Below are 13,158 nucleotides of genomic sequence, written 5' to 3' on the forward strand. Positions count from 1 at the left end.
GCCTTCCTTATTTCGCTTCAGAAGCAGGTTTGGCTTCAGATGCCGTCTGAACGCCGGCTTGAGGGGCGGCAGCTTGATTTTCAGACGGCGCCCATTCTTTAGGCGTTACCTTTTTCGCCCCCGTCATACCGGCGATACTGATGCCTTCCACAACCACCTTGTCCCCGTCCTTCAGACCCGACGTAACAATCCAATTCGTACCCTGCTGTTGCGCGACCGTTACCTCGCGGGGTTCCATACCGCCCTGGGCATTCACAATCATCACGGTATCTTTCGCACCGCGCGTTACCGCCTGCTGTGGAACGATGAATGCATTATCCGCCGCCACCTGATCCATCAGCACACGCACATACAGGCCGGGCATCAGGATATTCTGATCGTTCGATACGGCGGCGCGCAAGGTAATCTGACCGGTCGATTCGTCAACGGTCGGATCAGCAAACAGCAGGCGGCCTTTTTCAGGATAAACCGTACCGTCGTCAAATTTGATGCCGACCGCAATCGCACCATCCGCCGCCAGCAGCTTGCCTTCGGCTATCTGCCGGCGCAGTTTCATCACTTCGGATGCAGACTGGGTAACGTTCACATACATCGGATTGGTTTGGCGGATGGTGGCTAAAACAGTTGTATCGCCCGCATTCAACAGCGTACCTTCGGAAACTTTGGACTGACCGATAAAGCCCGAAATCGGCGCGGTAATGCGCGAACGGTTCAGATTGATGCCGGCGGATTTGATCGCCGCCTGCGCCGCTTTAACGCCCGCCTCGGCAGAACGTTTCGCCGTTACCGCAGCATCGTACTCTTGTTTACTGATGGCATCGGCGGAAACCAGCGGTTTGTAACGCGCCAAATCCGCATCCGCTTTGGCAAGCGTTGCCTGTGCCGTTGCCAGTTGCGCGCGCGCGCTTTCCAGACCTGCTTCATAAGTGGAACTGTCGATCTGATACAGCGGCTGCCCGGCGCGGACATAACTGCCTTCTTGGAACAGGCGTTTTTGGATGATGCCGCCGACTTGGGCGCGGACATCGGCGGTACGCAGCGATTCCAAACGCCCCGGCAACTCGACGGTCAATGCGACGGTTTGCGGATGGACGGTTACGACGCCGACGACGGGCGCGGGGGCTTCCCGACCCGCAGGCTGCCCGCCCTGCGCCGCGTCTCTGCCTTTACCGCAAGACGACAGTGCCAATGCAACGGCGGCAGCCAACGCGGCCGCACGCATCGCCTTAGAAGCATAAAAAGCCATTATTTATCCTATCTGTCTGGTTTGATGTAAAGGGTTTTGCCAATCAACAGGCATTCTTATTTCAGGATATAAAAACCGCCTGCTTTGATACCCGAATGTTCGAACGGGTTGCAAAGCAGGTTATACCTGTTTTCAAAGTTGAGATGCAGTCTCAATTTTATGGGTTTCATTATACATACACGATTGCACGGATAAAAGTCTTTTTTATAATCCGCCCTCGTCAAACCGACCCGAAACGAAAACGCCATTATGAGAAAAACCAAAACCGAAGCCTTGAAAACCAAAGAACACCTGATGCTTGCCGCCTTGGAAACCTTTTACCGCAAAGGGATTGCCCGCACCTCGCTCAACGAAATCGCCCAAGCCGCCGGCGTAACGCGCGACGCGCTCTATTGGCATTTCAAAAATAAGGAAGACTTGTTTGACGCGTTGTTCCAACGTATCTGCGACGACATCGAAAACTGCATCGCGCAAGATGCCGCAGATGCCGAAGGAGGTTCTTGGACGGTATTCCGCCACACGCTGCTGCACTTTTTCGAGCGGCTGCAAAGCAACGACATCCACTACAAATTCCACAACATCCTGTTTTTAAAGTGCGAACATACGGAACAAAACGCCGCCGTTATCGCCATTGCCCGCAAGCATCAGGCAATCTGGCGCGAGAAAATTACCGCCGTTTTGACCGAAGCGGTGGAAAATCAGGATTTGGCTGACGATTTGGACAAGGAAACGGCGGTCATCTTCATCAAATCGACGTTGGACGGGCTGATTTGGCGTTGGTTCTCTTCCGGCGAAAGTTTCGATTTGGGCAAAACCGCCCCGCGCATCATCGGGATAATGATGGACAACTTGGAAAACCATCCCTGCCTGCGCCGGAAATAATCAAGCCTTGGTAACAATGCCGTCTGAAACGAACAAACCCTTTCAAACGGCATCAAAATGACACAAAGCATTCTTCTAAAAATACATATTCACTAAATTGCATTTTTAATTTCCCCTATCATCGCATGAACATTGTCTTGGTCAAAATGTCCGTTTTCTTCTGAATAAACTTCTAACAAATAATGTTCAATGAACGTTTTATCTGTCATCAACGATACATCTTTGGCAATGTCTTCATACGACTCAAAATCATCTTCATGCCATGGATCATATTTATCCATGATTTTTTGAATTTCATTTTTCATATCATTTACCTTCCAATATTTATTTACAATTAATAACAATACCATTCGAATGTAAACTGCATTTTTCTCCGGCATTCTTGCAAACAAAAACCGAAAATCCCGTCATTCCCGCGCAGGCGGGAATTCGTTTTTTTGAGTTCCAGTCATTCCTGATAAGGCTTTAACGTCAAGTTTTCGGATTACCGCCTTTATGAGAATAACGATGTGGGCATTTTCCGTTTTAATCTATTACGGTTATATACATATACGATTATTTTAGTTTGCTTACAAAACACTTCATGTTAAATTCAAAAATTTAATGCACTCAATATATTTTTTTAAGGAGAAGCAGATGAGTCAAACCGACGCGCGTCGTAGCGGACGATTTTTACGCACAGTCGAATGGCTGGGCAATATGTTGCCGCACCCGGTTACGCTTTTTATTATTTTCATTGTGTTATTGCTGATTGCCTCTGCCGTCGGTGCGTATTTCGGACTATCCGTCCCCGATCCGCGTCCTGTTGGGGCGAAAGGACGTGCCGATGACGGTTTGATTCACGTTGTCAGCCTGCTCGATGCCGACGGTTTGATCAAAATCCTGACGCATACCGTTAAAAATTTCACCGGTTTCGCGCCGTTGGGAACGGTGTTGGTTTCTTTATTGGGCGTGGGGATTGCGGAAAAATCGGGCTTGATTTCCGCATTAATGCGCTTATTGCTTACAAAATCCCCACGCAAACTCACTACTTTTATGGTTGTTTTTACAGGGATTTTATCCAATACGGCTTCTGAATTGGGCTATGTCGTCCTAATCCCTTTGTCCGCCGTCATCTTTCATTCGCTCGGCCGCCATCCTCTCGCCGGTCTGGCTGCGGCTTTCGCCGGCGTTTCCGGCGGTTATTCGGCCAATCTGTTCTTAGGCACAATCGATCCGCTCTTGGCAGGCATCACCCAACAGGCGGCGCAAATCATCCACCCCGACTACGTCGTAGGCCCTGAAGCCAACTGGTTTTTTATGGCAGCCAGTACGTTTGTGATTGCTTTGATTGGTTATTTTGTTACTGAAAAAATCGTCGAACCGCAATTGGGCCCTTATCAGTCAGATTTGTCACAAGAAGAAAAAGACATCCGGCATTCCAATGAAATCACGCCTTTGGAATATAAAGGATTAATTTGGGCAGGCGTGGTGTTTATTGCTTTATCCGCCCTATTGGCTTGGAGCATCGTCCCTGCCGACGGTATTTTGCGTCATCCTGAAACAGGATTGGTTGCCGGTTCGCCGTTTTTAAAATCGATTGTTGTTTTTATTTTCTTGTTGTTTGCGCTACCGGGCATTGTTTATGGCCGGATAACCCGAAGTTTGCGCGGCGAACGGGAAGTCGTTAATGCGATGGCCGAATCGATGAGTACTTTGGGACTTTATTTGGTCATCATCTTTTTTGCCGCACAGTTTGTCGCATTTTTTAATTGGACGAATATTGGGCAATATATTGCCGTTAAAGGGGCGGTGTTCTTAAAAGAAGTCGGCTTGGCCGGCAGCGTGTTGTTTATCGGTTTTATTTTAATTTGTGCTTTTATCAATCTGATGATAGGCTCCGCTTCCGCGCAATGGGCGGTAACCGCACCGATTTTCGTCCCTATGCTGATGTTGGCCGGTTACGCGCCCGAAGTCATTCAAGCCGCTTACCGCATCGGTGATTCCGTTACCAATATTATTACGCCGATGATGAGTTATTTCGGGCTGATTATGGCGACGGTGATGAAATACAAAAAAGATGCGGGCGTGGGTACTCTGATTTCTATGATGTTGCCGTATTCCGCCTTCTTTTTGATTGCATGGATCGCCTTATTCTGCATTTGGGTATTTGTTTTGGGCCTGCCCGTCGGCCCCGGCGCGCCCACTTTGTATCCCGCACCTTAAACACGATAAACAAAATACCGTCTGAAAACCTTTTTTCTGTTTTCAGACGGCATTTGCCTTTCCATCCCGTCAGGCTTCTCCGGTCCCTTCCCTCTTTTCCGCTGCGGCAAGTGTGTCGGCGAGCAGGCGGGCGAGGTTTTCAAACAGGGGCTGTTCGAGCGGGTTTTGGCTTGCGTTGCCGAACACGAGGGCGACTTCGGTATAGTCTTTCTGCCCTTTGCTGACTTTGCTGCCGTAATAGGCGGTTTGGGCTTTTTTCAGGGCGGCTTCCCAATCTTGTTTTTGGGCAAACGCTTCGGCGGCGGCAAGCGAGGTTTTGGCAAAAAACGGCAGCGGGCGGTTTTGCCCGATATTGAAAAATACAATCCATTCCGACAACAGCTGCAATGCCCTGTCTTGCGCGATTTCCGCCAATACTTCGGTTTCTCCGGATTTGACGATAAAGGTTTGCCGCGTTTCGGCTTCAGACGGCATAACGGCGCAAAATATCAGGTGTTCCAACAAAAAAGCGATACGTTGCGGCGCATTGGGTTTGCCGTAGGCATAAAACACCTGACCGCAGCGGTACAGATTGCCCAAGCTGCCTTTCAGGATTTGCCCGTCCGACGGTATGGCGTATGGAAACGGGGGCAGTTTGGGGCTGTTTAAAACCGCCGTGTCGATTTGTTTGGCGGCGGTTTGGAAGGACTGCTGCCAAAGTTTTCCCAATTCTCCGGAAGGCAGCAGGCTTTCCGCCGCGATACGGGCGGCGGTTTGGGAAAAATCTTGTCCTTCGCGGCGCGCCCCGATATAGGTTTCGGCGATTTGCTCCGCGTGTTGCGGCTCGAAGGGTTCGGCAGGCTCCCAGGCTTCGCCGATATGGGGTTCGCTCCACGCAAGCTGCTGCTGAAGCCATACTTTGACGGGGTTGCGCCAGAAGCGGATAAATTCGTCCTGTCCGATTTCGGCAACGGGTTCGGCGTTTTCTACGGGTTGGTCGAAAAAAGGGCGCGGCGGTTCGGGCGTTTGTCCGAGCGCGGCGGCGTAGTCGGTACGCGTGCCGAATATGCCGTCTGAACGTCCGCCTTCTTGGAAATATCGGCGCGAGAAGGCTTGCAGCGGATGCTGTTCTATCCAATTTTGTGCAAGTTGGCGGCTGTTTGTGCCGGTCATGGCGGCAACTGTGTCGATGAGTTCGCCCAACAGGGAAGACGGGGCAAGCTCTTCGTCTTTGCGGATGTCGCGCCCGATGTAGGACAAATACAGGATTTCGCGCGCGCTGATGAGGGCTTCGAGGAACAGGTAGCGGTCGTCGTCGCGGCGGGCGCGGTCGCCTTTGGCGGGATGTTTGGCAACCAGGTCGAATACGGCGGCTTTGGTATTGCGGGGAAAATCTCCGTCGTTCAAACCCAACAGGCAGATGACTTTGAACGGCAGGCTCCGCATCGGCACCATACTGCAAAAGGTGATGCCGCCGCGTAAAAAGCCTGCCTCGCTTTCGCTGTCGAGGAAGCGGCGGATATGGCGGATGACGGTTTGTTGCGGCAACTGTCCGAAAAACCCAGCCAAAGTGCTCTCTTCCTGCCATTTGACCCATTCGTTTTCGAGGTTTTGGACTGCCTTTTGGTCATCGGGCCCGGCTTGAAACAATGTTTCAAGCAAATCCCGGCAACGCGCCACCCATTCGCCGACCGTCGCAGGTTGCCGCCATATCCGGGCAATATCCGACAGGGTTTCGAGGAAGGCGGCAAAACGTCCGAACATGGCGGTTTGATTCACGTCGGCATACCACGCGCTGACATCCTGCCACATCGGGTTGCCGCCTTCGGGCAGCATCCAGCCCAATATCATACGGTCTGCCGCCTGCTTCCAGGTAAACAGCTGATCCGTGCCGCCGCGCATTTCTCCGTCCAAACCCCAGCGGACGTTCAAATCGGCAACCATGTCGTGCAAAAGCGGTAAATCGTCCCCGGTCAGTCCGAAACGGCGCAACACGGGCGCGGTTTCCAAAAGCGCGAGCACTTTGCCGACTTCAAAACGGCTTTCCAGCAAGTCGGACACGCACTCCAACGCATAAAAAAACGGTTGCCGGCGGCTGATTTTCACGTCCGAAACGGAATACGGCAATGCCTGCGCGCCGGGCTGCGCCTGTCCGAACACGGCTTCGATAAAAGGCGTATAGGGTTCGATGTTCGGGGTTAATACGGCGATATCATGCGGCTGCCAATCGGGATGTTCATGCAGAATTTTCAACAGCTTGTCTTTGAGTATCTGCAATTCGCGCAAAGGGCTGTGTGCGGAGACGATGCGTATCGAGCCGTCGCCCGTGTTGACGCTTCCCACATTTTCAGACGGCATTTTCAGGTTTTGAATATCGGTTTGCAGGGCGTGCAAAAGCGTATCGCGTCCGCCTTCTTCAAATACCGGCGTTTCGCCTTCTATTTCCATTTCGTTCAAAAAGTCGAAAAAGTCGCGCCCCTGCTTGCCCAATGAGGCAAGCAGCGGATGCCCTGCCTGCGTCAGATCGGGATCGCCGCCGCCTTTGAGGATTTGCGCCGCTTCGATGACGTTGCCCCAATGCATCCCGCTCGGATTGAGTGCGAACACGAACACGTCGCAATGTTCGGACAGCTTGTGCAAAAGCTGCAAATACATCGGCGCCATCGTGGAAATGCCGAACACGAAATAACGCTCGGGCAGCTTATCCTTGTCCAACGCGGCAAGCAGTTTTTCCCACAACGCGACACGGTGCGGCGCGCTCTGCCTGCCGTCGTCGAGGTAACGCCACAGTTTGGACTGCCAGATTTCGTCGTCGCCCAAACCGAGTATCCTGCCCTGCTGCCAAGCGTCTATCCACTGAGGACGGTACACGAGGTATTGGTCGAATATGTCTGCAAGCTGTCCCGCAAGCTGGTAATCCGCCGATTCTCCGCTGCCCAGATAGTCTTGCAGCACATTCCTCACATCTTCAAATTCCGCTCCGTTTTGAAATTCTGCGCTGCGGAACAAATCCAGCAGCCGCCAGCGCATGACTTCGGGTGCAAACGGGCTGAGTTCCGGAATACCGGGAATCAGTTTTTTCATCAACTTCCACGTCAGGCCGGCGGGCAGGCTGAACGCCAAATTCGCCGCCACGCCCAAATCGCGGGCGAGGCAGGTGTTGAGGTAGCGGCGCATCCCCTGGCTCTGCACAACAATCTGTTCGGGCTGCAAGGCACATTTCAGCGGTTTGACTTTTTGAATGCGGGCAAACAGTGCAGCGAGCGATTCGAGGCGGTTGGATTGGTACAGGTAAAACATGGCTTGCTTTTTCAAAATGACAGTGATGCGGAATTATATAGCTTCTCGGGCAAGCCGCCCGCAAACAAAATGCCGTCTGAACGCTTCAGACGGCATCGGGTCATTTAAACCATTTCCTCAACACAGGAATCCGCGACAGCAGCAAGGTATCCAACAGCCAAATCACGGCAATGGCAAGCAGCGCGGTCGGGAAAAGCAGTGCAATCAACAGCAGCGGCAATGCCATCGCCCACCAGACGGGCAGTTTGATTTTTTGCGCCGGAGGAACAATGCCCGCCACGCCGGACGGACGGCGTTTCCACCACATCACGCAGCCGCTGATGCCGATAAAAATCACGGCAAGGCAGAACACGACGTTCGCCAACACGCTCCACCAGCCCAAAGTCCCCATATGCAGCGCAATGCTTGCCGCCATAAATTTGCCGAACGGGTTGTAATCGTCAAAACGGATGTCGGCAAGAATCTTGCCGCTGTACTGGTCGATATGCACCGTGCGGTCGGCAAACGGGCTGATCATGTCATAACTCATAGAATCCTGCGACAAAGTCCATACCCCGTCCTCGCCTTTGGGCAAATTCAACTGATAACGCCCTTTGAAACCGATTTCCCGCGCGAAACGGTCGACGGTTTCCAATGTCATCGGCTCGCTGGGGTTAATGCCGTTTTCACCCACAGTCGTCCCTGAGACAGGCATAGGCGTAAGCTCCAAAATCCACGGCACTTCCTTAACCTTGCCGTCATTCAATACCTCGCCGTGGGTCGGCACGACTGAAACGGGGTTCGGTTCGACACCCCATTTGCCGGCCGGGAACTGACTCCAAGCCTGCACGAACTTGCCGCCCCAAATACCTGCCCAAGCAATACCCGACAGGCAGAACAACAGTAAAATCAACGATACCCAAGTTCCAAACGCGCCGTGCAGATTCCGCCACCAAGAACGCGCCCTGCCTTTTGGCGGCAGCAGCATCGCTTTAATGCCGCGCTGTTTCGCCCACCAAAGGTACAAGCCGCTGACAACCATAATAATGGTCAGTGAAGCTGCCGTTTCCAAAAGATAATCGCCTGCCGCACCGAGCATCATATCGCCGTGGATTTCATCCATAGTGTGATACCAACCCTGATTGCGCGGCATGGTGTTGACCACTTTTGCCGTATAAGGATCGACCGCAACCATGGTTGCCTTACCCTCATTGTTGACACGGAACACAGCAACCATATCATCGGCACGCGGTGCAATATATTGGACGACGGACGAAGTCTCCGGATTAATGGCACCGCGTGCCGCTTCTGCCTGAACAGAGAGGGGTTGCACCACTGCCTGAGGGAAAACGTGAATACGCTCTCCCTCTTTACCGGTAATATTGGCAAACAACAGCATACCCAAACCTGTAACGGCAAGCAGGGTCAAGAAGGGCATAACCAATAAACCGGCATAAAAATGCCACCTCCAAACGCTCAGATAATGCCGGTTATTCTGCTGACCGGCTTCAGTTTTGATTTGTGTATCCATTAATCGTCCTTTTGAAATTAAGGCTATCGTGATGATGCGCGATTATAAACAATAAAGACTAATTCTTTATGACTAAAATCAATTTTTTTGCAACATATGAAAAAAGATTCAATTTTGAAGAAACAAACCTATATGCCGTCTGAAAGCATCAAACAATGCTGTCCGACACCCAACTGCACCATTCTTTAAACCATACAAAAATATCAGTCGGTCTGACTGCTTAAGCATCAAAATCCCCACTTTCAGACGGCATAAATCAAAAACAGGATTTCCGTTCAAAATAAAAAATCCGGATTCGATATGAATCCGGATTTCTGCATCCGACAAAGTCGGAAAACAACGGTTAGAACTTACCGCCTGACTGGTTGACCATATAGTCAACCGCAGCTTTGACCTCATCATCGCTCAAATCGCCGCGACCTCCTTTTGCGGGCATCGTATTAAAACCTTCGATCGCGTGTTTGTGCAACGTGTCCTTACCTTTTTTGATGCGGTCGGCCCAGTCGGCTTTGGTGCCTACATGGGGAATACCTGGAATTGCATTGCCATGGCAGGCGGCACAAACGGTTTCATAAACCTGTTTGCCATCCGCTTTGGCGGCAGGTGCGGCTTTTTCCTCGGCTTTAGGTTCTGCTGCGGCAGGTTTGGCTTCAGAAGCGGCTTGTGCTGCTTCTGCAGGAGCAGATGGTGCGGGTTCTGCCGCCGGTGCAGGCTCGGCTTTTTTCACCGGAGCTTTACCGTCTTTATTGGAAAGACCCCATACATAAGCAGTCATGATATGCAGTTTGTCTTTATCCAAGAAATGTCCCCAAGCGGGCATTTGGCTGCTGCGACCGTTGGTAATGGTTTCGATAATGGATTTTTGCGTACCGCCCCACAACCACACGTCATCAGTCAGGTTCGGACCCAAACCTTGGATACCTTGTCCCTTATCGCCGTGGCAAGTGAAACAGTTGGCAGGCGGACCGCTGAACAAGGCTTGTCCGCGCGCGGCACGTTCCTCATCATACTGACCTTTGGGTTTTGAAAGGGACATCACATAATGGGCAACGTCTTTCACGCCTTCTTCGCCCAAAGCAGGACCCCAGGCAGGCATAGTCGCAACACGGCCTTTTTCGATGGTCTCGTGGATTTTATCGGGATCGCCGCCCCACAACCAATCGCTATCGGTCAGATTCGGAAAACCTTTAGAACCTTTGGCATCAGAGCCGTGGCACTGGATACAATAAGTGTTAAACAGGTTTTGGGCGATTTGCTTGGCCTGTGGGTCTTTTGCCACTTTTTCAATCGGCATATCCGCAAACTTGGCATACAGTTTGCCGTATTGCTCATCGGCTTTTTTGACCTCTTTTTCATATTGGTTATGGCTGGTCCATTTCAGCAGACCTTTGTAGTCGCCGACACCCGGATACATAACCAGATAACCGATACCGAACAGCCACGTCAAAACACACAGCCAAAACCACCAGCGGGGCAGCGGATTGTCGTATTCGGCAATGCCGTCCCACTCGTGACCCGTAGTTTGTACTTCTTCGCCCTTCTTCGGACGTTTGACAACATTTTGAGACAGCAGCAGCCAAGCCAAAGCGATAAAGCTCAGTAAGACAATAACTGCAATATATATATTCCAGAAATTACTGGTAAATTGGGATGTTGCGTTCATTGTTTTGCTCCGTTATCACAATATTAACGGTTTTCGCTTTTCTTATCTTGCGCATCTTGGTTTTCAGCAAAAATGCTGTTTGCGGCATCATCGTAGTTTTTCTTATTCCGCCTGTTGAAGACGATATAGAGTACTAACAGGAAACAGATAAAGATCCATACCGTGAAAAGAGCGCGAATACCGTTAATATCCATGATGTTACCTTACGTTTTTCAAAGCCAGACCCAATCCTTGCAGATAGGCGACTACAGCATCCAGCTCGGATTTGTTTGCCAAAGCCTCAGGCGCTTTCGCAATTTCCTCATCACTGTAAGGAGTACCTACTTTACGCAAAGCCTTCATGTTGGCAACGGTTGCATCGACATCGACTTTATTGCGTGCAAGCCACGGGAATGCCGGCATATTGGACTCAGGCACGACATCACGGGGATTCAGCAGGTGGATGCGGTGCCATTCGTCGGAATAGCGGCCGCCCACACGTGCCAAATCAGGACCGGTACGTTTGGAACCCCATTGGAACGGATGGTCGTAAACCGACTCTCCAGCAACAGAGTAATGACCGTAACGCTCAGTTTCCGCACGGAACGGACGAATCATTTGAGAGTGGCAGTTGTAACAGCCCTCACGGATGTAAATATCGCGTCCGGCAACCTGCAGGGCATTGTAAGGCTTCACGCCCGGCGCCGGCTGTGTTGCCGCCTTGGTAAAGGCCAAGGGCACAACTTCAATCAACAGACCGACACTGACTACAAGCAGCGTGAACACAATCAGAACGCCGATTTTTTCTTCAGCCAATTGTTGTAATTTCATTTTGGTAGCCTATCTTTCTTAGTATTTTAGTGGTGCTGTGTTTGGGAAACCGCAGGGATTTCGGCATCGACTGCTTTACCACCGATGGCTGTGCGGTACACGTTGTACGCCATAATGCACATGCCACTCAGATACAATAAACCACCTGCAAAACGGATCATGTAGTAAGGCATGGTGCGTTTTACGGATTCGACAAACGAGTAGGTCAGCGTACCGTCATCGTTCAGAGAACTCCACATCAAACCCTGCATCACACCTGCAATCCACATCGCGGCGATATACAGAACCACACCGATAGTCGCAATCCAGAAATGCGCCTCTACCAGCTTGGTGCTGTGCATCTGCTCTTTGCCGAACAGACGGGGAATCATGTAATAGACGGAACCGATGGTTACAAAGCCTACCCAGCCCAACGCACCCGCATGAACGTGCGCGACGGTCCAGTCCGTATAGTGGCTCAATGCATTGACCGTTTTAATCGACATCATCGGGCCTTCAAAGGTAGACATACCGTAGAAGGACAAGGATACAATCAGGAATTTAAGAATCGGGTCTGTACGCAGTTTGTCCCACGCGCCGGACAAGGTCATAATGCCGTTAATCATACCGCCCCAAGAGGGTGCGAACAAAATCAAGGACAGAACCATACCCAAAGATTGCGTCCAGTCAGGCAGCGCAGTGTAGTGAAGATGGTGCGGACCCGCCCACATATAGGTGAAAATCAACGCCCAGAAGTGAACGACGGACAGGCGGTAGGAGTAAACGGGGCGGGCTGCTTGTTTGGGTACGAAATAGTACATCATACCCAAGAAGCCGGCAGTCAGGAAGAAGCCCACGGCGTTATGCCCGTACCACCATTGAACCATAGCATCAATCGCACCGGAATAGACGGGGTATGACTTCATCAAACCGGCCGGGATGCTGATATTGTTGACGATGTGCAAAAGTGCGACCGCCAAAATAAAGCCGCCGTAGAACCAGTTGGCAACGTAAATGTGTTTTACCTTGCGTTTGGCAATCGTACCGAAGAATACGATGGCGTAAGCCACCCAAACCAAAGTAATCAGAATGTCAATCGGCCATTCCAGTTCGGCATATTCCTTACCTTGGGTCCAACCCATAGGGAAGCTGACGACGGCGGCAACGATTACCGCCTGCCAACCCCAAAAGGTAAATGCCGGCAGCCAACCGCCGAAAAGACGGGTATTACAAGTACGTTGGACAACGTAGTATGATGTGCCGATCAGACCGCAACCGCCAAATGCGAAAATAACCGCATTGGTGTGCAGCGGACGCAGGCGGCCGAAGTGGAACCAAGGTCCGATATTAGACAAGTCGAGGGCAGGAGCAAAAAGCTGGGCGGCGACGATAACGCCGACCAACATGCCCACAATCCCCCAAACTACAGTCATGATGGCGAACTGGCGCACCACTTTGTAGTTGTAAGTTTGTGTGTCCATGAGAGTCTCCATGAATTATGGGAATAAAGATTTTTATCCTGCCGCTTCCGCAGCCTGTTTAAGGTGCAATCCGGGCAAGCGTAATTTTTTCTAAATTTAACAT

10 protein-coding genes are annotated in these 13,158 nt (G+C 51.3%); 2 read left to right on the plus strand and 8 right to left on the minus strand.

Features of this window, described 5'->3' with window-relative positions; translation table 11 throughout:
- Positions 1–7: 7 nt before the first annotated feature.
- The gene (gene mtrC, locus HT085_RS06665) at positions 8–1,246 is read right to left on the minus strand and encodes a multidrug efflux RND transporter periplasmic adaptor subunit MtrC (protein WP_004465401.1); all 1,239 of its coding nucleotides are present in this window, start codon (positions 1,244–1,246) and stop codon (positions 8–10) included.
- A 249-nt stretch (positions 1,247–1,495) separates the two neighbouring features.
- Here mtrC and mtrR point away from each other — a divergent pair, with 249 nt between their 5' ends.
- Positions 1,496–2,128, plus strand: coding sequence for a multidrug efflux system transcriptional repressor MtrR (gene mtrR / locus HT085_RS06670; protein WP_003697360.1), 633 nt, complete (start codon positions 1,496–1,498; stop codon positions 2,126–2,128).
- Between the two features lie 92 nt (positions 2,129–2,220).
- On the opposite strand, the gene HT085_RS06675 is transcribed toward mtrR, so the two are convergent.
- On the minus strand, positions 2,221–2,433 hold the full coding sequence (locus tag HT085_RS06675; RefSeq protein WP_010358853.1) for a hypothetical protein: 213 nt from the start codon (positions 2,431–2,433) through the stop codon (positions 2,221–2,223).
- A gap of 331 nt (positions 2,434–2,764) precedes the next feature.
- On the opposite strand from HT085_RS06675, the gene mtrF reads away from it, so the two are divergent.
- Positions 2,765–4,333, plus strand: coding sequence for an AbgT family antimetabolite efflux transporter MtrF (gene mtrF, locus HT085_RS06680; protein WP_003693758.1), 1,569 nt, complete (start codon positions 2,765–2,767; stop codon positions 4,331–4,333).
- Positions 4,334–4,402: 69 nt separating this feature from the next.
- Here the strand turns inward: mtrF and recC are convergent, their stop codons facing one another.
- The 6 genes from recC to ccoN form a co-directional block, all read right to left on the minus strand.
- Complete coding sequence (gene recC, locus HT085_RS06685; protein ID WP_004465404.1) at positions 4,403–7,612, minus strand: exodeoxyribonuclease V subunit gamma; 3,210 nt, start codon at positions 7,610–7,612, stop codon at positions 4,403–4,405.
- A gap of 100 nt (positions 7,613–7,712) precedes the next feature.
- On the minus strand, positions 7,713–9,122 hold the full coding sequence (locus HT085_RS06690; RefSeq protein WP_003693752.1) for a PepSY-associated TM helix domain-containing protein: 1,410 nt from the start codon (positions 9,120–9,122) through the stop codon (positions 7,713–7,715).
- 343 nt (positions 9,123–9,465) lie between these two features.
- Positions 9,466–10,785, minus strand: coding sequence for a cytochrome-c oxidase, cbb3-type subunit III (gene ccoP, locus HT085_RS06695; protein ID WP_003695664.1), 1,320 nt, complete (start codon positions 10,783–10,785; stop codon positions 9,466–9,468).
- 23 nt (positions 10,786–10,808) lie between these two features.
- A complete protein-coding gene (locus tag HT085_RS06700) occupies positions 10,809–10,979 on the minus strand; it encodes a CcoQ/FixQ family Cbb3-type cytochrome c oxidase assembly chaperone (protein ID WP_003693747.1) in 171 nt (56 codons plus the stop codon).
- 4 nt (positions 10,980–10,983) lie between these two features.
- Entirely contained in the window at positions 10,984–11,595 is a 612-nt protein-coding gene (ccoO, locus tag HT085_RS06705) for a cytochrome-c oxidase, cbb3-type subunit II (protein WP_002212596.1), read from the minus strand.
- Between the two features lie 26 nt (positions 11,596–11,621).
- Entirely contained in the window at positions 11,622–13,055 is a 1,434-nt protein-coding gene (gene ccoN / locus HT085_RS06710) for a cytochrome-c oxidase, cbb3-type subunit I (protein ID WP_010358857.1), read from the minus strand.
- Positions 13,056–13,158: the final 103 nt, after the last annotated feature.

The sequence above is a fragment of the Neisseria gonorrhoeae genome (assembly GCF_013030075.1).
In the GTDB taxonomy this organism is placed as follows: Bacteria; Pseudomonadota; Gammaproteobacteria; order Burkholderiales; family Neisseriaceae; genus Neisseria; species Neisseria gonorrhoeae.